This is a genomic window from Flavobacterium endoglycinae (assembly GCF_017352115.1).
Classification (GTDB): Bacteria; Bacteroidota; Bacteroidia; order Flavobacteriales; family Flavobacteriaceae; genus Flavobacterium; species Flavobacterium endoglycinae.
The window spans coordinates 5,328,918-5,353,244 of record NZ_CP071448.1 but is presented as its reverse complement, the minus strand read 5'-3'; the positions used below and the strand labels follow the sequence as shown (position 1 = coordinate 5,353,244).

Here is a 24,327-nt window from a genome sequence, read left to right as displayed (position 1 = left end):
AAACTAAAAGAAAAAATGGAAGATAAAACATTTACCATATCGGTATACTCAGAGAATAACGTGGGTTTGTTAAACAGGATATCAGGAATATTCTTAAAGCGCCACATTAATATATTAAGTCTAAATGTTTCTGAATCAGAAATAGAGAATGTTTCAAGATTTATCATCGTAGTGAATACGACAGAGAAATGGGTTCAGAATATTGTAGGACAAATTGAAAAACAAATTGAAGTTATAAAAGCATTTTATCATACAGATGAAGAGACTATTTATCTTGAAAATGCATTGTTCAAAATCGCCTCAAGTTTGTTATTTGATGAAAAACAAATTCAAAATATCATCAAAGAAAGCCAGTCTACGATTGTAACAGTTTCAAGAGATTTCTTTGTGATATCAAAATCAGGAAGACGTTCAGAAATTGAAGAACTTTATGATAAATTCAAACCATATGGAATTATGCAGTTTGTGCGTTCGGGAAGAATTTCAGTTTCTAAAGAAAAGATGCAGATTTCATCATTGTTAGAAACCTTCAAATAAAAAAATAAAATGTGATATAACGATATCGCAATCATTTATATACAATTAATTATTAAATTTCATTTCATTAATATTTTAAAACAAAATGGCAAATTATTTCAACACATTACCACTTAGATTACAATTAGAGCAACTTGGAGTTTGCGAATTTATGGAGCAGTCAGAGTTTGCAGACGGAATTGCAGCATTAGCAGGAAAAAAAGTTGTTATTGTTGGTTGTGGTGCACAAGGTTTGAATCAAGGTTTAAACATGAGAGATTCTGGTTTAGACATTTCTTACGCATTGCGTGCAGATGCAATTGCTGAAAAGAGAGCTTCATATAAAAATGCAACTGAAAACGGATTTAAAGTAGGTACTTATGAAGAGTTGATTCCAACAGCTGATTTAGTTTGCAACTTAACTCCAGATAAACAACACACTGCTGTAGTTACTGCTATTATGCCTTTAATGAAACAAAATTCAACTTTGGCGTACTCTCACGGTTTTAATATTGTTGAAGAAGGAATGCAGATTCGTAAAGACATTACTGTTATTATGTGTGCTCCTAAATGTCCAGGTTCTGAAGTACGTGAAGAATATAAAAGAGGATTTGGTGTACCAACACTTATAGCAGTTCACCCAGAAAACGATCCAAACGGTTTTGGTTTAGATCAAGCAAAAGCTTATGCTGTAGCAACTGGAGGACATAGAGCAGGAGTTTTAAGATCATCTTTCGTAGCTGAAGTAAAATCAGACTTAATGGGTGAGCAGACTATTCTTTGTGGTCTTCTTCAAACGGGTTCTATTTTATGTTTCGATAAAATGGTTGAAAAAGGAATTGATCCTGCATACGCTTCTAAATTAATTCAATACGGATGGGAGACTATCACTGAAGCATTGAAACATGGAGGTATCACAAATATGATGGATCGTTTAAACAATCCTTCAAAAATTGAGGCTTACGAATTGGCTGAAGAATTAAAAGATATCATGCGTCCGTTATTCCAAAAACACCAAGACGATATCATTTCTGGCGAATTCTCTAGAACTATGATGATTGACTGGGCCAATGATGATGTTAACTTATTGAAATGGAGAGCAGCTACAGGAGAAACTAACTTTGAGAAAACAGCTCCACAAGAAGCACCAATCTCTGAGCAAGAATATTTTGACAATGGAGTTTTAATGATTGCTATGGTTAAAGCTGGTGTTGAATTAGCTTTTGAAACAATGACAGAAGCTGGAATTATCGAAGAATCAGCTTATTATGAATCATTACACGAATTGCCATTAATTGCCAATACTATCGCTAGAAAGAAATTATTCGAAATGAACCGTGTAATTTCTGATACAGCTGAATACGGATGTTACTTATTTGATCATGCTTGTAAGCCATTATTGACTGAATTCATGAAAAAAGTAGAAACTAATATTATTGGTAAACCATTTTCAACTTCTAATGGAGTAGATAATACGGTATTAATTGCTGTTAACAAAGAAATCCGCCAGCATCCTATTGAAGAAGTAGGAGCTTGGTTAAGAGAGTCTATGACAGCAATGAAAAAAATTGGATAAATAAATTTGGGAATTTCCACTCATTTGATTGTAGTGGAGTTGCTCTGTATCAATGTTTTAAATTAATATTTTGAATTAGTAAGCACTTATTAAGAAAAATAGATATAGATGCATATGCGTTCACTTAACTTCAAGTGAGACTTAGCAAGTTAAGTGAAGCTAGTCCCTAAAAAGGGGTATATTTTAATTGAAAATATACTTTGTTGAAATTTCTATTTTAATTAATAATGATGCTGCTATTTTCAAAATAGGTAAAGTATTGTAATGCAGAATTACAAAATTAATTGTTATTGAAATTTGTTAAATTAAAAGGTATGATAATTTCTTTGTCATACCTTTTTTGTGATTTAGATTTTTTCTAAAAACATGTTTTTTTAGAATAACTTTAAAAAAAACGTATATTTTATTTATTATATGTTTTTTTTATTCAAAATTTATGAATTAAATAATTTTAAGAATAGAAGCAGATTTAATACATTTATAAAAAAATTCCACAAAACTATGAGTTATTATAAAATAGAAAATTTAGAACAATATTTTAAACATTACAATAAGTCAATAAGAGAGCCAAGAAAATTTTGGGGAAAAATTGCTGAAGAAAATTTTACTTGGTATCAACAGTGGGAAAAAGTTGTTGATTTTAATATGGCCGATGCTGAAGTAAAATGGTTTACAGACGCAAAAGTTAACATTACCAAAAATTGTATCGATAGACATTTAAGCAAAAGAGGAGACAAAACGGCTATTATTTTTGAACCGAATGAACCTTCTGAAGAAGCTTTACATATAACATACAACGAACTTTACGAAAGAGTTTCTAAAATGGCAAACGTATTACGTGAGCAGGGAATTCGTAAAGGAGACCGTGTATGTATTTATTTGCCAATGATTCCTGAATTAGCAGTTGCTGTATTGGCTTGTGCTAGAATTGGAGCCATTCACTCAGTAGTATTTGCAGGATTTTCTGCTTCGGCATTGTCTGCAAGAATTATTGACTGCGAATGTAAAATGGTAATTACATCTGATGGAGGTTATAGAGGAAACAAAACAATAGACCTAAAAGGAATTGTTGATGAAGCTCTAGAAACTTGTCCATCTGTTTCTAAAGTTTTAGTGGTAAAAAGAACAAAAACCGAAGTTGCCATGAGAGAAGGACGTGACATTTGGTTACAGCCTTTATTAGATGCTGCTCTTGATAATAGTGTTGCTGAAATTATGGATGCTGAAGATCCTTTGTTTATTTTATATACTTCAGGATCAACAGGTAAACCAAAAGGTATGGTTCATACTACTGCTGGATATATGGTTTACACAGCTTATACTTTTAAAAATGTTTTCAGCCACGAAGAAAATGATATTTTCTGGTGTACTGCTGATATTGGATGGATTACTGGTCACTCTTATATTTTATACGGACCATTATTAAATGGAGGAACAACCGTAATTTTTGAAGGAGTTCCATCTTATCCAGATTTCAGCCGTTTTTGGGATATTATCGAAAAACATAAAATCACACAATTTTATACAGCGCCAACGGCTATCCGTTCATTAGCAAAAGAAAGTTTAGATTATATTCAAAAATATCCTCTAAAATCACTTAAAGTTATTGGATCTGTTGGAGAGCCAATCAATGAAGAAGCTTGGCACTGGTTCAATGACCACGTTGGAGATAAGAGATGTCCAGTTGTGGATACTTGGTGGCAGACAGAAACTGGTGGAATCATGATTTCGCCAATTGCATTTGTAACGCCAACAAAACCAACTTATGCGACATTACCATTACCAGGAATTCAACCCGTTTTAATGGATGAAAAGCGCAATGAAATTGAAGGGAATCAAGTAGTTGGAAGTTTATGTATTAAATTTCCATGGCCGGGAATCGCAAGAACAATCTGGAATAACCACGAGCGTTACAAAGAAACATATTTCTCTGCTTTCCCTGGAAAATACTTTACAGGTGACGGAGCGTTAAGAGACGAAGTTGGATATTACAGAATTACAGGTAGAGTAGATGACGTGGTAATTGTTTCTGGTCACAACTTAGGAACAGCGCCAATTGAAGATGCAATCAACGAGCATCCAGCTGTAGCAGAATCTGCAATTGTTGGATTCCCGCATGATATTAAAGGAAATGCTTTATATGGCTATGTAATTCTAAAAGAAACTGGAGAAGTTAGAAATAAAGAAAATTTATCAAAAGAAATCAATCAGTACATTGCGGATCACATTGGCCCAATCGCTAAATTAGATAAAATCCAATTTGTTTCTGGTTTACCAAAAACACGTTCAGGAAAAATTATGCGTAGAATTTTGCGTAAAATTGCTGAAGGAGATTTTTCAAATTTTGGTGATACCACAACATTATTGAATCCAGAAATTGTTGAAGAAATTAGTAAAGACAGAATTTCTTAATTGTGAAATTATAAAAAGCAAAAAAGAGCCTCTATTAAAGAGGCTTTTTTTTATATGTAATTATTTTATTGGAATTTGGATTTTTAAAAACTTTTATTTTTTGATTTATTTAATTCCTAAACGAGATTTTAGTTTTAAAAATAATAATCCGATTTTATAAGCATCTTCAGCAGAAGAATTCCGATCGCTCTTTGGAATTTTATAAATTTCACATAAATCGTTTAATGAAAACTGCTTGTCATTAATATCGGTTAATTTTCGGTACATGACATCAATGTCGAGAGCTTCATTTTTAATTCGGCCGCAATCTAATCTTTCGAGAGCAGCGTTCAGCATTTCAATATCAAAATTAATATGATGACCAACAAGAACTGCGTTGCCAATAAAATTGATAAAAGCTTCAATTGCTTCAGGTTCCGGCATTTTGGTCATTTTGCTTTCAATAATGAACTCATTTGAAAGTCCGTGATCTTCAAGGAATTTATACTGAAGAAGTACAGCCTCAAAGTTTTCCTTAATCACAATGCCATTATCAATGACCGAAAAAGCACCTAAAGATAGAATAACATCTTTATTTGGGTTTAAGCCAGATGTTTCAGTGCTTAAAACCACAAATTTGTTTGGCTTTGCTTCAAATTTCGATAAGTACTCTTTCCAGAATTCTGGATGATCCTTGTTTATGTTTTTAATCCAGTCTAGCATATTTACGAGAATTGTGTAAGTTGAAATTTACTCTTTATTAATTCCTCAAGGTCTTTCATCGGGGCTAAAGCGCTTTTTAACTTCTCTTTGTCTGTTTTAGACATTTCTCTTAAATTGATATATTGTCCGGAATCATCATTTTTTAAACCTTCAACTGTCCTGAATTTTGAAAGAGTTAAAAATGCCTCGGCACAGCTCAAGTATATTTCTGCATTTTTAGAATCCGTAATAGCTAATTGTTTGAATCTTAAATAAGTATTTTTGATTCCTTTGATATTAGCACTTAATATTAATAAACGTGCACTGTCAATTAATGGCATCAGAGCACGGGTTTTGATATCAAACTTATCTTTATGCGGACCTTCTTCTTCAACAATGAATTTTTTGAAAAAACTCAAAGGAGAATTTCTTTTCAAAGCATCGTTTCCTAAAAAGTCAAAGAATAGCGTATTGTTAACCGCATTTTTGAAAACCACATTTTCAATAACTTCTTCGATTTTTGGTTCTCCAATTACAATCTCATAATCAAAGAAAATGCTGCTCAAATCATTACTGTTTTCACCTGGAGTATTCATCCAGCTGTTGTACTGTTTTGTCCAGTCGCTCAATGATTTACACCAAAGCATATTGCTTCCCATATGTCCATTAGGGCAGTATTCGTAACCTACTTTTTCAAGAATAGCTGTCGTTCTTTTTGCTAATCTTAAAAAATAATCTTTTACTTCACGATATTTTTCAGGAGCCACATCTTCAAAAACTAAAATACTATCCTGATCCGTTAGTAATAATTGTTCTTTACGACCTTGACTTCCAATGCTTAACCATGCAAAACGAGCAGGAGGTGAGCCTAAATCTAAAATTGATAACTCAACAGCACGTTTAATAATCGCTAAGTTTATCTCGCTGGCAATATTACTAACATGTGAAATAGGTATATTTTTCTGAATCGAATTTTGAATCAAATCTGATAAACGATCACGAATTTGTTTTAAATCTTTTGGTAACTGCGAACGCTTAATTTCTTTAATTAATACACCTGGGTTACTAGCTTGAGCAACAATAAGATCGTGCTCGGAAATTATTCCTTTTACAGCAGATTTATTGGTACCGTCTTTTGTAACACATAAGTGCGAAACATTGTATTTAAGCATAAGAAGCTGAGCTTCGGCCAAAGAAACGTTTTCAATAACTGTTACAACAGGCGAAGACATAATTTTGTCAATAGTTTCTGTAATAGGATAGCGTCCCGTTGCGATTTTAGAAGAAAGATCAGCGTTGGTTACAATACCAATAGGATGATTTTTTTCGCAAACCACAATGTTATCGACCATAGAATCAGTCATTAACAAAGCAACATCTTTTACAATATGATGAGACTCTGTTGTCAGCGGCGAATTATTATAAGTAAGAGACTGAATATATTGTATTTCAGACTGTTGGTCAATAAAGCCATTTTCAGGATCTAACTTACTGTGAGAACGTGCATTGTCTTTAGTGTGTCTTGAATTCATAGCAAAACTTTCCAGTAAAAAGTTTAAAACATCAGAATTATTAGCCACAAAAGGTCTAAAAACAGCGATTGGAATAGCATAAATAATGCTTTCTTCACGTGCTTTTGCCGTCATCATATAATTATTTTTAGCAAAAAAAGGTCGCAGACCAAAAATATCGCCTTCGTGACATTTATTTATAATAGTTTCTTCAGCATCGGCAATGGTAGTTAAATTAATAACCCCAGATGCAACTACATAAAAGCTGTCATGAAGCGGATCGTTATTTTGAAACAGTACTGCATGTTTTTCTAAATTGATAACACGAATGTTGGTAGCGATATCTGATAATTCCTGAAAAGTTAAATTATCAAATGGCGGGTATTCTTTTAAAAAATCTGCAATATGCTCAGCAATAGTATTCATATAGTTGATAATTTTTTTAAAGTATCGAATGTAAAAATAATAAAATAAAGTCTTACAATGAAAGCATCTGTACCAGAATCTGAATATTTTAAAGAAATGTTAAGATTTACTAGATTCAAGGCTTTGAAAAGCTTTTTGATGTATTAAAGTTACATAATTATTTGATTTATAATTAGATATTTTTTATTTGAATCATTTAGAATGAGAGTAGTTTCTAATTTCTCAATTTATAAATTAAGAATATTTTATAATCCAATATTCATATAAGAACGGATATAGTGATTGCAGATTGTGTAGGAGTTTCTATAATTTTCTATTTTACATAATATAAATTATAGTTCAATATATGTATGTGTTAAATGTACTAATTTATTGATTTTAATGGCTTTGTTTGTTTTATTCGTCATTCGTGATTTTGCTTTTTTTAATAAATTCCTCCTTTTCTTTTTCAAATAATGTAAAGAAAAATTCTCATGAATTGGTTTCAACCTATTTTTCTAAATATCCGTGATAATCTATTTTATCCTAATTAAAGCATAATTTAGAAATATCATTTATCAGTTTGTCATAGTTATTATAACTAAAAATCTTATATTTGACAATTATGATATTATCAATATGACAGAGAAAATAATACATCAAGGTAGAAATATCAAGCGTTTCCGTGAAATGCTGGGGATCAAACAAGAAGCGCTTGCTTATGAATTAGGTGAAGATTGGAATCAGAAGAAAATTTCTCTTTTGGAGCAAAAAGAATTGATTGAAAATAATATTTTAGCTCAGGTTGCTAAAATTTTGAAAGTTCCTGTTGAAGCTATTGAAAATTTTGATGAAGATTCTGCAATTAATATTATAGCAAATACATTTCATGATAGCGCTGTTGCCAATACTTTTACAGATGGTTCACAGGCAAATTTCAATTGCACGTTTAATCCTTTAGATAAAATGGTAGAACTTTACGAGCGTATGCTTGAGCAACAAAAGGAAATGATTGAGAAATTGGAAAAATTGATAAAATAAAGTATTTATTCGTATAATTTCTTTAATATTACTTCTTTAGGAACTAAATCTCCTCTGCCTCGTGCAGTAAATTGCAGCTTATCATCTTCAATAATTAATGTTCCACCAAAACTTGATCCATCTTTTTCAATTAGTTTTATTTCAGCTCTGTCGCTTAATGAATGAACATATCCTGTAACATCCAGAACTCCAGAATTTAATTCTTTATGTTCGCTTGTAACTTCTGCAGTTCCAGAAATCAAATAATTTGATTGTGCGATTGTAATCCTAAAAAAATATTCTTTTTTACAATCTTTGCATTTTTGTGAACCCCATGTGCCGGTAAACTTATTGATTTGTGAATATGATTGAAAGCTTATGAGAATTAATACTAAGGCAATTTTTTTCATAAATATTATAAGTACAGAAATTATAATTCAAATATATGGTAAAAAATCCTTTCGTTTTGAAATGCTTCAAATTTCTCGTATTTGAAAATTAATTTTATTTTTTCCTAAATATCGAATTTTCACTAAGCGGTTTTTGTTTTTTAAATTTCGCGTATTTTGAAAATCAATTTAAAATTTTTTAAATAACGGATTTATACGCATCCATAAAAAAAGCATCACGTATATGTGATGCTTTAAATTTCTCGTATTTGAAAAATTATTTTAATTTTTTCAAATAAACGGATTTTCCGTTAAGCGAAACTTCAATTTGATTTGTTTTATCGTTGAAAGTTGTTCGCAGTACATTTCCTTTAAAAAGCGAAACATCTCCATAAATTTTCCCAGTTTCATCAGAAACATATTCGAACAGGAGTTTTTTATTATCAGGCTCGATTCCTAATTTATAACTTGTGAACTTTGTTCCAGTTAAATCAAATTCTTGTTGCGAATCGATAATTTTACCGTCAACATAAAAATTGGTTATGGATTTGTTCAAAGTGATATCCGGATAATATTGGTTGACTTTTTTTAGTAATTCGTACTGTTCAACTGTGACATCTTCTTTTTTTGATGTAACTGTCTGAGCGAATGAAACCGATGTGAAAATGATCGATAATAACAAAATATACTTCTTCATAATTTTTAATTTTTTGAGATTAATAATGTTTTGTTTCAGTTATTAAATGCATTAAATACTATAACAAGATATGAAATCTTTACCTTTGCAGAAAATTTAAAGTGCTTTTTTAAGAAAATGACAACAAAAAAATATATTAAGCTTATCCTTATTTTAGGTTCTTTAACCGCCCTTGGTCCTTTTTCGATCGATATGTATCTGCCTGGTTTTTCGGATATTGCTAAAGATTTACACACTTCTGTAGCCAAAGTTTCGATGAGTTTGTCAAGCTATTTTATTGGAATTTCTGCAGGACAATTGCTTTATGGTCCGCTTTTAGATCGTTTTGGTCGCAAAAAGCCTTTGTTTATTGGCCTTACGGTTTATGTTTTAGCTTCGCTTGGTTGTGTGTATGTAACTAATATTGATTATTTTATACTCTTAAGATTTATTCAAGCTATCGGAAGTTGTGCTGCAACGGTTGCTTCTGTTGCCATGGTTCGTGATTTATTTCCTGTAAAAGATATTCCGAAAGTATTTTCACTTTTAATGCTTGTTCTTGGGCTTTCGCCGATGCTGGCGCCTACAATTGGCGGCTATGTTACTGAAGATTATGGCTGGCATACTGTATTTTTTATTTTGATGTGTATGGGAATTGCTATTTTATTAGCTTCTCAAATTGGTCTGCCAAATAGTTACAAACCAGATACCTCAATATCTTTAAAACCAAAACCCATTATTTCAAACTTTTTAAAAGTTCTTAAAGAGCCTCAATTTTATACGTATGCCTTTACAGGAGCAATCGCTTTTTCGGGATTATTTACATATGTAGCGGCTTCTCCTATTATTTTTATGGATATTTACCATGTTGATGCTAAAACATATGGATGGATTTTCGCCTTTATGTCAGTTAGTTTTATTGGTTCGAGCCAGTTAAATTCGGTTTTATTGAAGAAATTCTCAAGCGAGCAAATGATTTTTGGAGCATTAATTCTGCAATCTGTAGTAAGTATTGTTTTCCTTGTACTTTCATTAAACAACCTTTTAGGATTGTATGAAACTATTGCAGTACTTTTTGTATTCTTAGGTTGTCTAGGAATTTCAAATCCAAATACTGCTGGACTTACTATGGCACCATTTGCGAAAAATGCCGGAAGCGCTTCGGCTTTAATGGGTGCTATTCAATTAGGTTTAGGATCTTTGGCTTCGTTTGCTGTTGGAATTTTTGTAAAAGATTCTGTAGCGCCAATGGTTTTGATTATGACTATTACAACAATTATCGCTTTTATAGTTTTAAATATCGGAAAGAAATTTATCAAAAATAAAGTGGAAATATCTGCTGATGATGATAATATAGTTGCGCATTAAATGAATGTAAATTCCAATTTTGAAATTCCAAATTCCAATAAAAAATCCAGAATCTTTGATTCTGGATTTTTAATATTATCTCAATCACTTGGAATTTGGAATTTAAATATTGAAATTTTTACTTTTCCTGAGATCTTTTATCAGGTCTAATAATCATTCTAAGAGACTGGTCTCTTGCAAAATACGCTACCATCCAGTTCCAGAAAGTATTTAATCTGTTTCTATACGTGATTAATGAAATTAAGTGGATAAACAACCAGATAATCCAGGCAAAGAATCCTTTAAAATGCCATTTCGGACTTGGTAAATCTACCACGGCTTTGGCTTTTCCAATAATTGCCATAGAACCTTTATCATTGTATGTAAATGGTTTTAACGCTTGATTTTTAACCATAGCTTTAAAGTTTTTCGCTAGATTTAATCCTTGTTGAATCGCAACCTGTGCAACTTGCGGATGTCCGTCAGGGAAATTTTTATCTCCAGCTAAAATAGCTGTATCACCAATAGCGTAAACATTTTCTAATCCGTTTACTTTATTGTATTGATCGGTTGCCATACGTCTTCCGCGGCCGTAGCTTTCCTGAGGAATTCCTTCGAAAACTTTAGCAGAAACTCCCGCAGCCCAAATTAAGTTTTTGGTTTTGATTGTTTCTCCACTTTCAAAGAATACTGTGTCATCTACATAATCAACTACTTTCGTATTTAGTTTTACTACAACACCAAGTTTAGTTAATGCTTCTAAAGTATCTTTTTGTGATTCTTTGCTCATTGGTGCCAAAAGTGCATCGCCGCCGTCTACTAAATATACATTGCTAGCAGATGTGTCTAATTCAGGATATTCTTTTAGGAGAATATTTTTTCTCATTTCAGCAAACATTCCTGAAACCTCCACTCCTGTTGGTCCTCCTCCAGCAACTACAATCGTTAATAGTTTACGACGTTTGCGCATATCTTTACAGATCGCAGCTTTTTCAAGGTTTTTGAGTAGTGTGTTACGCATTTCGATGGCATCATTTAAGGTCTTCATCGGAATAGCGTTTTTCTTTACGTTTTCCATACCAAAATAACTGGTTTCTGCTCCTGTGGCAAATACCAGATAATCGTAAGTTAACTCACCGTTGTTTAAAATGATCTTATTTTCAGCAGGAACAACAGATTGTAATTCGCCTAAACGAAACTGAAGATTCTTTTTGCCTGCAAAGAACTTTCTATAGGGATAACTGATGCTTGAAGGCTCTAAAAAAGCCGTTGCAACTTGATATATAAGTGGTGGAAAAAAATTATAATTGTTTTTGTCAACAAGTGTTACTTGTATCTGAGGCTGGTTTACAAGCTCTTTTGCTAGATTTATTCCTGCGAAACCGCCTCCTATTATGACTATTTTCATATGTGTTGTATTTGGAAGGATTATAAAATAATTCCTTATAAATATACAACTTTAATATGCAATGACAAAAGTCATCTTTGTTACTTTTTAAATTTTTTAACAGGTTTTTCGGTTACTTCTATTTTATTTTGTAAGACATAATTAGCTAACAATTTTTCAATCAGTTCGTCTTTTGTAAGATGATGAAAAACAGTTTTTACCTTCGTTTTTAATTCCGATGAAATATCGTGATTTGGTTTTGTTTTAAAAATCTGTTTGGCCCATAAAAGGGTATTATTTTCTTCAATACTTAAGGCAGAAGGTTTTTCGAATTTTGAAAATGTAAGCCCTAATTCTCTTTCGAAGTCAGCTATTTCAAAAACTTCTTCTTCCTGCAAAACAGTTAATGAAAGTCCTTTTGCTCCAGCTCTTGCCGTTCTTCCGCTTCGGTGTACATAAGTCTCGTAAGCATCTGGAAGATGATAATTGACAACATATGAAATTTCTTTAACATCAATTCCTCTCGCCGCCAAATCGGTAGCCACTAATATATTGATGTGTCCTTCGCGGAATTGTTCCATAATTCGATCACGGATTCCTTGCGTCAAGCTTCCATGAAGAGCTCCCGACGAGAATCGGTTTATGGCTAGATTTTTGGCCAATTTATTGACAGCAGCTTTCGTTTTGCAGAAAATAATGCCTCGTTCTCCATCACGCGAATTTAAAAAATGCATTAAAACATCTAATTTTTCAATCGGATCAACGACAATATATTTATGATCAATTCCTTGGTTTCCAATAATTTCCATATTGGCACTAATCTGAACAACATTTTTATGCAAATAATTCTGAATCAGTTGTTTGATTGTTCCAGGTAAAGTGGCAGAAAATAATAAAGTGCGGTGCTTTTTAGGAAGTTCTGCGATGATTTCGTCAAGACTTTCCTTTAAAATTGAAACCATTTCATCGGCTTCATCTAAAACTAGATATTGTGTCTGACTTAAATCAACTGCTTTTCTTTGAATTAAATCAATTAAACGACCTGGAGTTGCCACAATAATATGTGTTGGTGCTGTAAGACGTTCAATTTGAGGTTTAATTGGGATTCCACCACAGGTAGATGCGATTGATATATTTGGAATATACTTCGAAAAATCTTCTAAATTTCTAAAAATCTGATGTCCAAGTTCTCTTGTGGGTACTAAAATCACAGCCTGAACAACAGGTAATTCAGTATTTACCAATTGCAATAATGGAAGTCCAAATGCTGCTGTTTTTCCAGTTCCAGTTTTGGCTAATCCCACCAAATCATGATTTTCAGACAATAAAAGCGGAATTGTTTTTTGTTGAATTTCTGTGGGTTCAACAATATTTAATTCGCTTAATGCTTTTAAAATTGGTTCTGAAATTCCTAATGTTGAGAATGGTTTAGACATGTATTTTAGATTTTAGAGTTCTGATTTTAGATATATTACAGATTGCTCAAGAATTAAATTATTTTTTTATGATGACGTTAAAATAAAAATCTTTGTCAAAGTTTAAAGCTTTGACAAAGATCATATAATTTTCTTTATAAACTGGAATTTATCAATCTGGTTCGTTCATGATTTTTTCGCGGTATTTTTTACCTATTAATAAGGTCAATCTCTGCTTGTAATCATCCAGAAGCCATTCACGATAGTTTTTACTGCATTGGCTTAAGCATTTTGCAAAACGTTTGATACGATCTTCAATATCATCTTCAAGTTCTTTTGAAAGTGCTTTTGCTTCTGGCAGTAATTCCGTATTATCTACGCACATTGCAGCGTGTTGTTCCAATGATTTGTCTAAAACAATTTTAGAACGTAGATTTTGTTTGATGGCCAATTTATGTTCTTCATCGACATCAAAGGTAACATCGGCAGTTTTACTGAATTTTGCTCGTAATTCTGGCGGCATGCTGTATTTGAAATACATTTCGATTTCAGTATCATCTCTAAGATTTTCAAGATAAAACTCAGGAGACTTAAAGATGTGCTGCCAGTTTACCGGATCGCTCCATAAACCAAAACGAGCGGCATTATTTCCTAAGTCAATAACTGTAAACTCGTCTTTACCAGGTAATTTACGAGATCCACGCCCAATCATCTGGAAATATAGTGTTAATGATTTAGTGGCTCTGTTTAAAATGATAGTTTCTACAGTAGGTTCATCAAAACCAGTTGTTAAGATTCCAACTGAAGTTAAAATTGCATCTGGAGTTTTCTTAAACCATTGTAAAATATCTTTACGTTCTTCAGAACTGCTTGTATTATCAAGGTGTCTGATATCGTAACCAGCCTCTCTAAAAGTATCATATACATATAATGAAGTATGGATACCATTATTGAAAATCAAGGTTTTTTTACCCAAAGAACGTTCTGTGTATGCATGAAGTAGTTTTTCCTGCATCAATGAATTGGTATACAAATCATCTGATGATTTTACTGTATAATCACCATTGATACCCACTTTTAATGAAGTCAAACCTACATCGTAGCTGTAAGTTGTTGCTCTAGCAAGGAAACCTTTGTCAATCAATGAACCAATAGTGTCACCTACGATAAGCTCGTCATAACTTTGGTGCATTGGTAATTTTATATTTGAACTCAAAGGCGTAGCGGTTACACCTAATATGAATGCATTTTTAAATGAGTTTAATAATTTTCGGAATGAGTTATAATGCGCCTCATCGATAATTACTAAACCAATATTATCTAGGTGTAATTTTTCGTCGTTGATACGGTTTTTTAGAGTTTCAACCATAGCTACGAAACAAGAATAATCATTCTGATCTGGTAATTCTTTTACCTTACTGTTGATGATTTTGTTTGAAACTCCAAAGCCTTTCAACATTTTTGAGGTTTGTTTGCAAAGCTCGATACGGTGTGTTAAAACCACCACTTTTTTGTCATTATTAGATAAATAACGACGCACAATTTCTGAGAAAATTACTGTTTTACCACCTCCAGTAGGTAACTGATACAACAAATGATGCTTTGGGGGAGCATTGTCTAAGCGATCGAAAATAGCATCAATATCACCTTTTTGGTAGGCATACAGTTCTTTCCTATCTTCTCTTTCTATTTCTAAAGTGTTTTGAGACATTGTTTATTTTTGGATTTTTGCAAAAATACATCTAAAAAACAGTTATTCATCTTATTTTAACCTAAAATAAATGTTTTTTTTAAACTAAGATTTTTTATAGGAAGTGTTTTTAAATCTCTGTTTTATCTAGAATTGCTTCAAAATCATACCTGTTTTTCCATTTTTGCTGCAAAGTCTCTTGGTAAATTGCCTGAACTCTTGCTTTAAATTCATGAAAAATTCCGCTGGAAATTAAAAAAATTACGGCTTGCTCGAATGAATTGAATATACTTTTGTAAAACAATTCTTGTTTAATAAAATTATTTGAGGAATAGGTTTGTGCAATTTCGATATTATAAAGCATCAAATCGGCAATAATAAACGAGTCAACACCTAAAGAAATAAAATGTTTGATGATTTTTTGAGCAACAGATCTTCGCATTTTAGCTTTCGGGCGCCATCTTGCATTAGGTTTTTTTACCGGAAAATATTCGTGTGAGATTTTCACTTTTGCTTCCTGAAGTAATTTGTCTTCTTTCGGATTAAAAACGAAATCATAATACACTTTTACAGGACTAAATTTTTCATACAATTCTACCAGCTGTTCTTCAAGCTGTTCCTTGGTTAGTGCCGTTAAATATTTTTTTAAATCGCGTTTGCTCATTATCAAAGTTTAAGAATACAAAAATAAATTACTTTCCTGACACATAACTTAAAAACCAACCATAATACTTAATTTTGTTTCAATAATCTCAAAAACGACACTTACATGCTCAAGATTTTTAAAGTTACTGCTATTTTAGAGGGTATTTCTTATCTGGTATTATTTGCCAACATGCTTATTATAAAAAACAGCAACCCTGAATTATATCATACATTACTTCGTCCACTAGGAATGACACACGGAATCCTTTTTATTGGTTATATTGTGTTGGCTTTCTCGTTGTTAAAATCTCAAAAATGGGATGCAAAAACTTTTGCCATTATACTTATAGCTTCTCTTGTTCCGTTTGGGACTTTTTATGTTGAGAAAAAGTATTTAGAAAATAATGCCTAATCTTTTGAATAAAATATTCAATTTTTTATATCCGCTTTTTAGAGATTGGGGAATGAGCCGCAACTTTGCCTCTTATACCAGTCTCGTTATCAATATTGCCATAATGCTGGCGCTGGCTTATGCTATTTATTATATTGCCAAGTTTGTTTTGGTTACGCTTATGGCAGTTTTTGCACAGCGGACCAAAACTAAATTTGACGATTATTTAGTACACAATAAAACCACAAAATATACTGCTTATTTAATTCCGTTTTTCTTTATTTATAAAGCAGTTCCCATTATTCTGGATAAATATGAATATTGGGAATTGATGTTCGGAAAAATTGTCGGTGTTTATATTGTTTTGATCACTTTATGGATCATCAGAACCATTTTTAATTCGTTACGAGATTACTTAAAACAAAAACCAGAATACAGCGACAAACCTATTGATAGTTTTATTCAGGTTATAATGATCGTGCTTTGGATTTTCGGGGTGGCGATGATTATTTCGACCTTGTTCGGAATCAAAAGAGGAGAATTACTGACTATTCTGGGGACACTTTCGGCGATTATTATCTTGATTTTCAGAGATACGATATTAGGTTTTGTTTCGAGTGTTCAGGTTGCGATTAACGATATGGTTCGTATTGGCGACTGGATTACCATGGATAAATTTGGTGCTGATGGTGATGTAATTGAAATCAACCTGACGACCGTAAAAGTCCGAAATTTTGATAATACCATTACCACTATTCCTACCTATGCTTTAAGTTCGGATTCATTTCAGAACTGGCGCGGTATGCAGAAATCTGACGGAAGACGTATTAAAAGACATGTTTTGATTAAAAGCAGCAGTATTCGTTTTCTAAACAATGACGATCTGAATCATATGAAAGGAATTCAGTTGATTACATCTTATATTGAGACAAGACAAGCCGAAATTGAAAAGTATAATGAACTTCGCGGAATTGATAAATCATTATTGCTTAACGGTCGGAACATGACCAATTTAGGGATGTTTAGAAAGTATATTATGCAATATTTATTAGATCATCCGGGACTAAATAAGAATATGCACATTATGTGCCGTCAGCTGCAATCTACAGCGCATGGAGTTCCATTAGAAATTTATGTGTTTTCAAGTGATAAACGCTGGGCAAATTACGAATATATTATGTCGGATATTTTCGATCATGTTATGGCTTCGGTAATATATTTCGATCTTGAAATATTTGAACTTCCATCGCAGATTGGACGCCTTGATAGGTAGTTTTTTTATTTTTTATTCTTTAGTTTAAAGTTTCAGGTTTCAAGTTTTAACTAGTGCGTAATACGAACTTGAAACTTGAAACAAAAATCCACTATTTCTTTTCTTCAAAAACAAACTTTGGATCTTTGTAGGTAAGCGTTCCTGGAAGAAAACACGGAAGACTCATATACGTACCAATTATTCCAGATCCCTGAATTAGTTTGTTGTCTTTTTTAAGCAGCGCTAATGGAATTCTTTTCCAGCTTCCTCCATTAGAAATATAATGAAAATCACCTCTTAAAGTATCACCTTTTATATCACCACGAACATCGCCAGAATCTTTTCCGAATTTATAATACGAAATTTCATAACGTCCGTAAAAACGTTTGTCACTGATTTTTAAAGCAATAACTGCCGTGTCGTTTCCGCTTATGGCTTGATAGTGTACTTCTTTGTAATTCCCTTCTTTTGAATTACAAGAAATTACTGAAATCATAATTGTTATGATAAGAATAAAAGATAATTTGTTCATTGCTAATCTTTTAAAAGCTAAACAAGCCGTTTAAGTTTGTTTATAGAAAACTTAATTTTATAGATGTGACTTATAGACTTTAAGTTTTTTAGTTATTAAAACAAAAATAGATTTTTTTCTATTTTATTTTTTCTTAAATTTAAATAAAAAACATGGCAGATAGAGACACTTTTTTAAGAGAATTCAGAGGCGAAACTTTAGGAACCGTAAGTGCTCAATCTTCACCAGATGAGATCTTCCAAAACCAGACGATCAGGCCGATTTTAAAACTGCAGAACGACTTATTTGTGGCAGTATTTATTAATTACGTAAATAAAAACAAAGCTGATTTTTACTCGTATTCGGTTGAAAAGAAACTACAGACAATCGAAAACTCAATTCAAAAAGATATCAAGTTCCGAAATTCTTTAAAAGGAATCATCATGGCACTTTTTACAGTGGAAGAATACAATACGTATATTCAAAACTCATCAGATTTGAATAAACGCATGATGAATTTATTAATTGAAAGATTAAAAAATCAAGTGCAATTGTTTGAAGTAGAGGCTAAATAAAGCTTCTAAGGTTCTGATTTTTCTTAGAATAAGAATAAAAAAAATAAAATTTTAAATGAAGTTTAGTTTAAATTTTACAACAGATTACGGTCAATTCTATTTGAATGATAAAGATGAAGGAGATACTGGTAGCGAAGATTTTTGGTCAGATGAAGCCTTGAATGATAAACTTGCTGTAGAAAAAGGAATTTTAGGCATTTCCATAGAAAACAGCGAAGGAATAGTAAAATGTGAACTCGAAATTTTGAACTCTAAAAGTTTGATTTCAGACTTCAGCTATTTTGATCATGTTGTAGAAGCATCTTTAGAAATAAAAACAGGCTTTTTACAAATTAATGACTGTCCATTTTCAAATCTTGTTTTAGAAGAAAAAATTGAAATAGGAATTTACAGAGTTCGGGTTTATTTCAAGAATTTAGAATCTGCTTATTCTGAAAATCCAGAAGATTTTTATAAAATAGAAATATGGAAAGATATTTTTTCAGATAGAAAAGTTTTAAAAAGATTTTAAATCTGAAATTTATCAATTTAAGTTGCTAATGATTTTAAGTGAAAAGCACATAGATTTTGAAAATTATAATCGCACAATATTTTTACGAGAAACTATTGAAGGAATTATTTACGGAGAAATAAAATTTGTATTTGAAGAAGGTAATGCCGAGGAACCTACTTACTCAACTAAATATCCAGAAATTGATACTTTAGATTACTCTATTTACTTTAAAACACAAAATAAAACAATTTATGTTTTTTGGGACAGTAAATTTTATTGTTATGGACTTCGCGCAAAAGAAATTGATCTAGAAGAAACTCCTAATGATTATGAACAGAAATGGGATGTTTCGAATACTGAAATGTGGATAAATCTTCTCGGAAAAAAGATTGTTGATTTTAATATTGTCTGGGAAGAAGTACCACCAAAAACTATTTATCCTCAGGCTTTTATTTTAAAACTAGAAGATGAATCTTCAATTATTCTAAGTGCTTCAGAATTTAAAGATGTGCATCAGGAAAAAGCTTATGGAATGAGCGATAATTTACTGGTTTCAACTAATTTAGAATTAGGAAAGGAACTTAAATTGATATAATAAAGAGGTCCAGAATTTAATTATTTAATAATGTTTAATCAATTCCGAAATAAATTCCCTATAACTGATGAGAAATGGTATGAATACATTAGTTATTTCAATCGTATAGAAGTTTCTACAAAGACAGTACTAATAGATGAAGGCGAAGTTTCTAAAAAACTTTTTATAATTGAGAAAGGTTGCGTTAGAGTCTGGTTTAATAATAATGGAAAAGATTTGACTTCGCAGTTCTTTTTTGAAAACCAAAGCGTAGCTTCGATTGAAAGTTTTATAAAAAAATTTCCAAGTCCGGTTGTCGTAGAAACAATTGAACCTTCTGTTTTGTGGTGGATCCATAAAAACGATCTAGATAAAATTATAGAAGAAATTAAAGAAATTCCACAGCTTAGAGATAAATTGATTGATATGCTTTTTCAAAGAACATTTGATTACATGAAGCACTTTTTTTCTTTTATAAAGGACTCCCCTACCCAACGTTATCTCAATTTGATTGAAGAAAAACCGCAAATCGTTCAGCGTGTTCCTCAGCATTATATTGCTTCTTATTTGGGAGTAAGCACAGTTCATTTAAGCCGAATCAAAAGTCAATTACTGCAAAAAAAATAACAGAATTCATTTGATAACAAATGTTATCGCATGCCCATAAAGAGCAGGGTAATTTTGCTTCATAAAATTTAATAGTATAAAATTATGAAAGCAGCAGTAGTGTATAAAAAAGGCAGTCTGCCAAAATTTGTAGAATTTTCTAATCCAATCGCAGCAAATGAAAACGAAGTTTTACTTTCGGTTAAAGCAGTTGCTATTACAAATTTAGATAAGGGAATTGTCAGTGGGGAACATTATTCTTCAGAAAATGAAAATCAAAACGGCACTGTAATTGGCAGCGATGCCGTTGGTTTACTAGAAAACGGAACAAAAGTATATGCTCGAGGAATTTCGGGAACAATTGCAGAAAAGGCTCTCGTCGAAAAAAATAGAATGGTTGTATTGCCTGATGGAATCGATCTGTCAATAGCCGCGGCAATGCCAAATGCAGTTGCGGGCTCAGCAATGGCGCTTCGTTTTAGAGCCGAAATACAGCCGGGAGATACTGTTTTAATTAACGGAGCAACTGGTTTTACAGGTCAAATGGCTGTTCAGGTTGCGAAATATTACGGAGCAAAGAAAATAATTGTAACCGGCAGAAATGAAAAAACATTGCAAAGTCTTTTAGAGTTAGGAGCCGATGAAATTCTTTATTTGAAACAAGATGATGAACGTTTTGTTTCTCAGCTGAAGGAAATTCATCAAAATACACCAATTGATATTGTTTTGGATTATTTATGGGGGTATTCAGCTGAATTAATTCTTTCTGTTTTAAAAGGAAACGGGAATTTTACTCACAAAACCAGATACGTTTCAATCGGTTCTATGTCTGGTGATACAATTCAATTATCAGCACAAATCTTACGAAGTGTTGATCTTCAGTTATCTGGATCGGGATTAGGCAGCTGGAAAAAAGAGGAAGTGAAACTATTATTTTCTGAAATACTTCCAGAAATTTTTCTTTTAGCTTCTCAAAATAAATTAAAAATAAATATCGAAAAAGTGAATATAGCTGACATTGAAAAAATGTGGAATACAGAAGTTCCAGATGGCAAAAGACTGGTAGTTATGGTTTAAAAAAACTTCTAAGCTTCTAAGAACAGAGTTAAAATCTTAGAAGCTTAGTAACTTTAAAAAAATATTAGTATTTTAAAAGCTCTAATAAAGTTTCTTCAAATCTATTTTTAGCTAAAAACTGATCTTCTAATGCTTTTGTAAACGGAATTGGCGAATCTAAACTGGCCACTCTTTTTACTGGAGCGTCAAGATATTCGAAGCAATTTTCCATAATTAAAGCCGAAATATCACTGGCAATTCCGCCAAACATAGTATCTTCTTGATAAATGATAGCTTTTCCTGTCTTCTTAACCGAATCAAAAATAGTTTCAGTATCAAGTGGCTGTAAGGTTCTTAAATCAATTAAATCAGCATCGATATCTGGATTTTTTGCTAAAGTTTCTAGTGCCCAGTGTACCGGCGCACCAAAAGAAATAATAGTAACCGATTTTCCTTCTTTTACCAAAGCTGCTTTTCCAAATGGAATGGTGTAATAATCCGTTGGAACATCTTGGTAAATACTTCTGTAAAGCTGTTTGTGTTCGAAAAATAAAACAGGATTTGGATCATTTATAGCAGTATTCAACAATCCTTTTGCATCATACGGAAATGCTGGATACACCACTTTTAAACCAGGTGTTTTGGTAAACCAAGCTTCGTTTGTCTGCGAATGAAAAGGTCCTGCCTGAGTTCCGCCTCCGCAAGGCATACGAACCACCACATCGGCATTTTCGCCCCAGCGGTAATGCGATTTTGCTAACAAATTCACAATCGGATTAAAACCTGTAGAAACAAAATCAGCAAACTGCATTTCTACAATTGCTTTATATCCGTTTATAGACAATCCCATTCCTGCGGAAACAACAGCGCTTTCGCAAATTGGCGTGTTTCGTATTCTGTCTTTTCCAAAAGCATCAACAAAACCATCTGTAATTTTAAAAGCTCCACCATATTCAGCAATGTCCTGTCCCATAATAACGAGATTTTTATGGCGCCACATAGATTGCTCTAAACTGTTGCGAATAGCATCAATAAATCGAATATTTGTGGTTTCAGAATCATGGGTATATTCTTCATATTGAAATGGTTTGTATACGTCATCTAATTCTCCGCTGTAAGTAGGTTCTATTTCAGGTTCGGCATTTGCCATTGCCCAATTTTCGTCAATTTCTTGTTTGATTTGAGAACGAAATTGTTCATCAAGTTCTTCTGTAAGAACTCCAATTTCGGTTAGATATTTTTTATAATTGGTAACAGGATCTCTAAGTTCCCATTGATCCATTAATTCCTGAGGAACATATTTAGTACCGCTCGCCTCTTCATGGCCACGCATTCTGAAGGTTTTAAATTCCAATAAAACCGGATGCGGATTCTCCTGCATTTCTTGCTTTAACTGCGATAATTTATTGTAAACTTCTACAATATTATTTCCGTCAATAATCCAGCTTTCAATACCGTAACCAATTCCTTTATCGGCCAGATTTTCGCAAGAATATTGCTCGTTTGTTGGTGTTGAAAGTCCGTAACCATTATTTTCAATAATAAACATTACCGGAAGTTTCCAAACTGCAGCAATATTTAGAGCTTCATGAAAATCTCCTTCACTAGTTGCTCCTTCTCCGGTAAAAACGGCGGTTATTTTTTTATTATCTCGTAATTTATCTGCTAAGGCAATTCCGTCGGCAATTCCTAGCTGCGGACCTAAATGCGAAATCATTCCTATAATGTTATATTCTTGAGTTCCAAAATGAAAACTTCTGTCGCGTCCTTTTGTAAAGCCATTAGCTTTTCCCTGCCATTGCGAAAAAAGTCGGTGAAGCGGAATATTTCGGGTAGTGAAAACACCAAGATTTCGGTGCATGGGTAAAACATATTCAGAATCGTCTAAAACAGAAGTTACCCCTACTGCGATTGCCTCCTGTCCTATTCCTGAAAACCATTTTGATACTTTTCCTTGTCGGATCAAAATGAGCATTTTCTCTTCAATTAAACGGGGTTTCAGGATTTTTTTATATAAATCTAATAGTTTTTCATCAGAAAGATTTTGTCTGTAAAAGATCATTGGTTAAGTGAGTTTAGTTTTCTCAAAGATAAAAAAAACCAACAATTTTGATGATTTTAGTTTGATTTTTTCAATTTTATTGCCAGAATTAAAATTGAAATCTAAAATATTATCTACCTTTGTGAGTAAAGGTTTAATACCTTTTTTCTTAAATAAAAATGTAAAGTATGCAAAACATTCCTAGTGTAGACTTACGTGATTTCCTTTCGGACGACCCGAAACGTAAACAAAAATTTGTAAATGAAATCGGCAGTGCATTTGAAAACATTGGCTTCGTAGCCTTAAAAGGTCATTTCTTAGATGATCAATTGGTAGACGAACTTTATGGTGAAATTAGAAAATTTTTCGCCTTGCCAATAGAAACTAAGCATAAGTATGAAATTCCCGGAATTGGCGGACAAAGAGGCTATGTATCTTTTGGAAAAGAACATGCTAAAGGCCGTAAAGAGGGTGATTTAAAAGAATTCTGGCATTTTGGACAGTATGTTGACAAAGATTCAAAATGGGCAGCAGAATACCCAGATAATGTTGAAGTTACAGAACTTCCTCGTTTTAATGTCGTGGGAAAAGAAGCATACCAAATGCTTGAAAAAACCGGAGTATATGTCTTAAGAGCTCTGGCTTTACATTTAGGCTTAGATGAGTTTTATTTTGATGAATATGCAAAAGAAGGAAACTCAATTTTAAGACCAATCCACTATCCTCCTATTACTTCTGAGCCTGAAAACGCTATTCGTGCTGCGGCTCATGGTGATATTAATCTTATTACTTTGTTAATGGGAGCTCAAGGAAAAGGATTGCAAGTTCAAAATCACAATGGTGACTGGATAGATGCTATTGCTGCAGATGATGAATTGGTAATCAATGTTGGAGATATGTTGTCAAGACATACCAATAACAAACTCAAATCAACGATTCACCAAGTGGTTAACCCGCCAAGAGAATTATGGGGAACTTCTCGTTATTCTATTCCGTTTTTTATGCACCCAGTAAGCGATATGCGTCTAGATTGTTTAGAAAATTGTATCGATGCAGAAAACCCTAAAAAATACGAAGATATTTCAGCGGGAGAGTTTTTACACGAACGTTTAGTGGAATTAGGTTTAATTAAAAAATAAACGTAATTTAAATTCCAAA

Annotated in this window: 23 protein-coding genes; 13 read left to right on the top strand and 10 right to left on the bottom strand. The window is 32.4% G+C overall.

Annotated elements, in window-relative coordinates; all coding sequences use genetic code 11:
- Positions 1-15 precede the first annotated feature (15 nt).
- The 3 genes from ilvN to acs all read left to right on the top strand — a co-directional run bounded on the left by ilvN (position 16) and on the right by acs (position 4,504).
- Positions 16-537 carry an acetolactate synthase small subunit gene (ilvN, locus tag J0383_RS23045; RefSeq protein ID WP_207296295.1) on the top strand — a complete coding sequence of 174 codons (522 nt, stop codon included), beginning with the start codon at positions 16-18 and terminating at the stop codon, positions 535-537.
- 85 nt (positions 538-622) lie between these two features.
- Complete coding sequence (ilvC, locus tag J0383_RS23040) at positions 623-2,092, top strand: ketol-acid reductoisomerase (RefSeq protein WP_207296294.1); 1,470 nt, start codon at positions 623-625, stop codon at positions 2,090-2,092.
- 501 nt (positions 2,093-2,593) lie between these two features.
- Positions 2,594-4,504, top strand: a complete 1,911-nt coding sequence (acs, locus tag J0383_RS23035) for an acetate--CoA ligase (RefSeq protein ID WP_207296293.1) — start codon at positions 2,594-2,596, stop codon at positions 4,502-4,504.
- Between the two features lie 105 nt (positions 4,505-4,609).
- Here acs and J0383_RS23030 read toward each other — a convergent pair whose 3' ends face one another.
- Together J0383_RS23030 and J0383_RS23025 are read right to left on the bottom strand one after the other, a co-directional pair.
- Positions 4,610-5,206 carry a 3'-5' exonuclease gene (locus J0383_RS23030; protein ID WP_207296292.1) on the bottom strand — a complete coding sequence of 199 codons (597 nt, stop codon included), beginning with the start codon at positions 5,204-5,206 and terminating at the stop codon, positions 4,610-4,612.
- Positions 5,207-5,208: 2 nt separating this feature from the next.
- Positions 5,209-7,122 carry a DUF294 nucleotidyltransferase-like domain-containing protein gene (locus J0383_RS23025; RefSeq protein ID WP_207296291.1) on the bottom strand — a complete coding sequence of 638 codons (1,914 nt, stop codon included), beginning with the start codon at positions 7,120-7,122 and terminating at the stop codon, positions 5,209-5,211.
- 618 nt (positions 7,123-7,740) lie between these two features.
- Between J0383_RS23025 and J0383_RS23020 the strand changes: the two genes are divergently transcribed.
- Positions 7,741-8,142 (top strand): helix-turn-helix transcriptional regulator, encoded by a 402-nt coding sequence (locus J0383_RS23020; RefSeq protein WP_207296290.1) that lies wholly within the window; start codon positions 7,741-7,743, stop codon positions 8,140-8,142.
- 5 nt (positions 8,143-8,147) lie between these two features.
- Here J0383_RS23020 and J0383_RS23015 read toward each other — a convergent pair whose 3' ends face one another.
- Both J0383_RS23015 and J0383_RS23010 read right to left on the bottom strand, forming a co-directional pair.
- Positions 8,148-8,531 carry a hypothetical protein gene (locus J0383_RS23015; protein ID WP_207296289.1) on the bottom strand — a complete coding sequence of 128 codons (384 nt, stop codon included), beginning with the start codon at positions 8,529-8,531 and terminating at the stop codon, positions 8,148-8,150.
- 256 nt (positions 8,532-8,787) lie between these two features.
- Positions 8,788-9,207, bottom strand: coding sequence for a hypothetical protein (locus tag J0383_RS23010; RefSeq protein ID WP_207296288.1), 420 nt, complete (start codon positions 9,205-9,207; stop codon positions 8,788-8,790).
- 117 nt (positions 9,208-9,324) lie between these two features.
- Between J0383_RS23010 and J0383_RS23005 the strand changes: the two genes are divergently transcribed.
- Positions 9,325-10,554 (top strand): multidrug effflux MFS transporter, encoded by a 1,230-nt coding sequence (locus J0383_RS23005; protein WP_207296287.1) that lies wholly within the window; start codon positions 9,325-9,327, stop codon positions 10,552-10,554.
- A 118-nt stretch (positions 10,555-10,672) separates the two neighbouring features.
- Here the strand turns inward: J0383_RS23005 and J0383_RS23000 are convergent, their stop codons facing one another.
- From J0383_RS23000 to J0383_RS22985, 4 genes are all read right to left on the bottom strand, one after another.
- Positions 10,673-11,941: an NAD(P)/FAD-dependent oxidoreductase gene (locus J0383_RS23000; RefSeq protein ID WP_207296286.1), complete on the bottom strand. Its 1,269-nt coding sequence runs from the start codon at positions 11,939-11,941 to the stop codon at positions 10,673-10,675.
- Positions 11,942-12,021: 80 nt separating this feature from the next.
- Positions 12,022-13,356, bottom strand: coding sequence for a DEAD/DEAH box helicase (locus J0383_RS22995; RefSeq protein ID WP_207296285.1), 1,335 nt, complete (start codon positions 13,354-13,356; stop codon positions 12,022-12,024).
- Positions 13,357-13,507: 151 nt separating this feature from the next.
- Positions 13,508-15,046, bottom strand: coding sequence for a DEAD/DEAH box helicase (locus J0383_RS22990; protein WP_207296284.1), 1,539 nt, complete (start codon positions 15,044-15,046; stop codon positions 13,508-13,510).
- Positions 15,047-15,155: 109 nt separating this feature from the next.
- Entirely contained in the window at positions 15,156-15,689 is a 534-nt protein-coding gene (locus J0383_RS22985) for a DUF6155 family protein (protein ID WP_207296283.1), read from the bottom strand.
- Positions 15,690-15,794: 105 nt separating this feature from the next.
- Here J0383_RS22985 and J0383_RS22980 point away from each other — a divergent pair, with 105 nt between their 5' ends.
- Complete coding sequence (locus J0383_RS22980; RefSeq protein WP_207296282.1) at positions 15,795-16,082, top strand: DUF3817 domain-containing protein; 288 nt, start codon at positions 15,795-15,797, stop codon at positions 16,080-16,082.
- Complete coding sequence (locus J0383_RS22975; RefSeq protein ID WP_207296281.1) at positions 16,075-17,334, top strand: mechanosensitive ion channel family protein; 1,260 nt, start codon at positions 16,075-16,077, stop codon at positions 17,332-17,334. The genes J0383_RS22980 and J0383_RS22975 overlap by 8 nt, the downstream gene beginning before the upstream one ends.
- 91 nt (positions 17,335-17,425) lie before the next feature.
- On the opposite strand, the gene J0383_RS22970 is transcribed toward J0383_RS22975, so the two are convergent.
- Complete coding sequence (locus J0383_RS22970) at positions 17,426-17,845, bottom strand: hypothetical protein (RefSeq protein WP_207296280.1); 420 nt, start codon at positions 17,843-17,845, stop codon at positions 17,426-17,428.
- A 152-nt stretch (positions 17,846-17,997) separates the two neighbouring features.
- On the opposite strand from J0383_RS22970, the gene J0383_RS22965 reads away from it, so the two are divergent.
- The 5 genes from J0383_RS22965 (at position 17,998) to J0383_RS22945 (ending at position 21,149) form a co-directional block, all read left to right on the top strand.
- Positions 17,998-18,399 (top strand): glyoxalase, encoded by a 402-nt coding sequence (locus J0383_RS22965; protein ID WP_207296279.1) that lies wholly within the window; start codon positions 17,998-18,000, stop codon positions 18,397-18,399.
- A 100-nt stretch (positions 18,400-18,499) separates the two neighbouring features.
- On the top strand, positions 18,500-18,910 hold the full coding sequence (locus J0383_RS22960; protein ID WP_207296278.1) for a hypothetical protein: 411 nt from the start codon (positions 18,500-18,502) through the stop codon (positions 18,908-18,910).
- Positions 18,911-18,938: 28 nt separating this feature from the next.
- Entirely contained in the window at positions 18,939-19,487 is a 549-nt protein-coding gene (locus tag J0383_RS22955) for a hypothetical protein (protein WP_207296277.1), read from the top strand.
- Positions 19,488-19,517: 30 nt separating this feature from the next.
- Positions 19,518-20,093 (top strand): Crp/Fnr family transcriptional regulator, encoded by a 576-nt coding sequence (locus J0383_RS22950; protein WP_207296276.1) that lies wholly within the window; start codon positions 19,518-19,520, stop codon positions 20,091-20,093.
- Positions 20,094-20,177: 84 nt separating this feature from the next.
- Positions 20,178-21,149: a quinone oxidoreductase family protein gene (locus tag J0383_RS22945; RefSeq protein WP_207296275.1), complete on the top strand. Its 972-nt coding sequence runs from the start codon at positions 20,178-20,180 to the stop codon at positions 21,147-21,149.
- A gap of 64 nt (positions 21,150-21,213) precedes the next feature.
- Here J0383_RS22945 and J0383_RS22940 read toward each other — a convergent pair whose 3' ends face one another.
- Positions 21,214-23,190 carry an alpha-ketoacid dehydrogenase subunit alpha/beta gene (locus J0383_RS22940; RefSeq protein WP_207296274.1) on the bottom strand — a complete coding sequence of 659 codons (1,977 nt, stop codon included), beginning with the start codon at positions 23,188-23,190 and terminating at the stop codon, positions 21,214-21,216.
- Positions 23,191-23,357: 167 nt separating this feature from the next.
- Here J0383_RS22940 and J0383_RS22935 point away from each other — a divergent pair, with 167 nt between their 5' ends.
- The gene (locus tag J0383_RS22935) at positions 23,358-24,308 is read left to right on the top strand and encodes an isopenicillin N synthase family dioxygenase (RefSeq protein ID WP_207296273.1); all 951 of its coding nucleotides are present in this window, start codon (positions 23,358-23,360) and stop codon (positions 24,306-24,308) included.
- Positions 24,309-24,327 lie beyond the last annotated feature (19 nt).

Coding starts and splice junctions, on each gene's coding strand:
- ilvN (WP_207296295.1), top strand. CDS start 16: ATGGAAGATAAAACATTTACCATATCGGTATACTCAGAGAATAACGTG.
- ilvC (WP_207296294.1), top strand. CDS start 623: ATGGCAAATTATTTCAACACATTACCACTTAGATTACAATTAGAGCAA.
- acs (WP_207296293.1), top strand. CDS start 2,594: ATGAGTTATTATAAAATAGAAAATTTAGAACAATATTTTAAACATTAC.
- J0383_RS23030 (WP_207296292.1), bottom strand. CDS start 5,206: ATGCTAGACTGGATTAAAAACATAAACAAGGATCATCCAGAATTCTGG.
- J0383_RS23025 (WP_207296291.1), bottom strand. CDS start 7,122: ATGAATACTATTGCTGAGCATATTGCAGATTTTTTAAAAGAATACCCG.
- J0383_RS23020 (WP_207296290.1), top strand. CDS start 7,741: ATGACAGAGAAAATAATACATCAAGGTAGAAATATCAAGCGTTTCCGT.
- J0383_RS23015 (WP_207296289.1), bottom strand. CDS start 8,531: ATGAAAAAAATTGCCTTAGTATTAATTCTCATAAGCTTTCAATCATAT.
- J0383_RS23010 (WP_207296288.1), bottom strand. CDS start 9,207: ATGAAGAAGTATATTTTGTTATTATCGATCATTTTCACATCGGTTTCA.
- J0383_RS23005 (WP_207296287.1), top strand. CDS start 9,325: ATGACAACAAAAAAATATATTAAGCTTATCCTTATTTTAGGTTCTTTA.
- J0383_RS23000 (WP_207296286.1), bottom strand. CDS start 11,941: ATGAAAATAGTCATAATAGGAGGCGGTTTCGCAGGAATAAATCTAGCA.
- J0383_RS22995 (WP_207296285.1), bottom strand. CDS start 13,356: ATGTCTAAACCATTCTCAACATTAGGAATTTCAGAACCAATTTTAAAA.
- J0383_RS22990 (WP_207296284.1), bottom strand. CDS start 15,046: ATGTCTCAAAACACTTTAGAAATAGAAAGAGAAGATAGGAAAGAACTG.
- J0383_RS22985 (WP_207296283.1), bottom strand. CDS start 15,689: ATGAGCAAACGCGATTTAAAAAAATATTTAACGGCACTAACCAAGGAA.
- J0383_RS22980 (WP_207296282.1), top strand. CDS start 15,795: ATGCTCAAGATTTTTAAAGTTACTGCTATTTTAGAGGGTATTTCTTAT.
- J0383_RS22975 (WP_207296281.1), top strand. CDS start 16,075: ATGCCTAATCTTTTGAATAAAATATTCAATTTTTTATATCCGCTTTTT.
- J0383_RS22970 (WP_207296280.1), bottom strand. CDS start 17,845: ATGAACAAATTATCTTTTATTCTTATCATAACAATTATGATTTCAGTA.
- J0383_RS22965 (WP_207296279.1), top strand. CDS start 17,998: ATGGCAGATAGAGACACTTTTTTAAGAGAATTCAGAGGCGAAACTTTA.
- J0383_RS22955 (WP_207296277.1), top strand. CDS start 18,939: ATGATTTTAAGTGAAAAGCACATAGATTTTGAAAATTATAATCGCACA.
- J0383_RS22950 (WP_207296276.1), top strand. CDS start 19,518: ATGTTTAATCAATTCCGAAATAAATTCCCTATAACTGATGAGAAATGG.
- J0383_RS22945 (WP_207296275.1), top strand. CDS start 20,178: ATGAAAGCAGCAGTAGTGTATAAAAAAGGCAGTCTGCCAAAATTTGTA.
- J0383_RS22940 (WP_207296274.1), bottom strand. CDS start 23,190: ATGATCTTTTACAGACAAAATCTTTCTGATGAAAAACTATTAGATTTA.
- J0383_RS22935 (WP_207296273.1), top strand. CDS start 23,358: ATGCAAAACATTCCTAGTGTAGACTTACGTGATTTCCTTTCGGACGAC.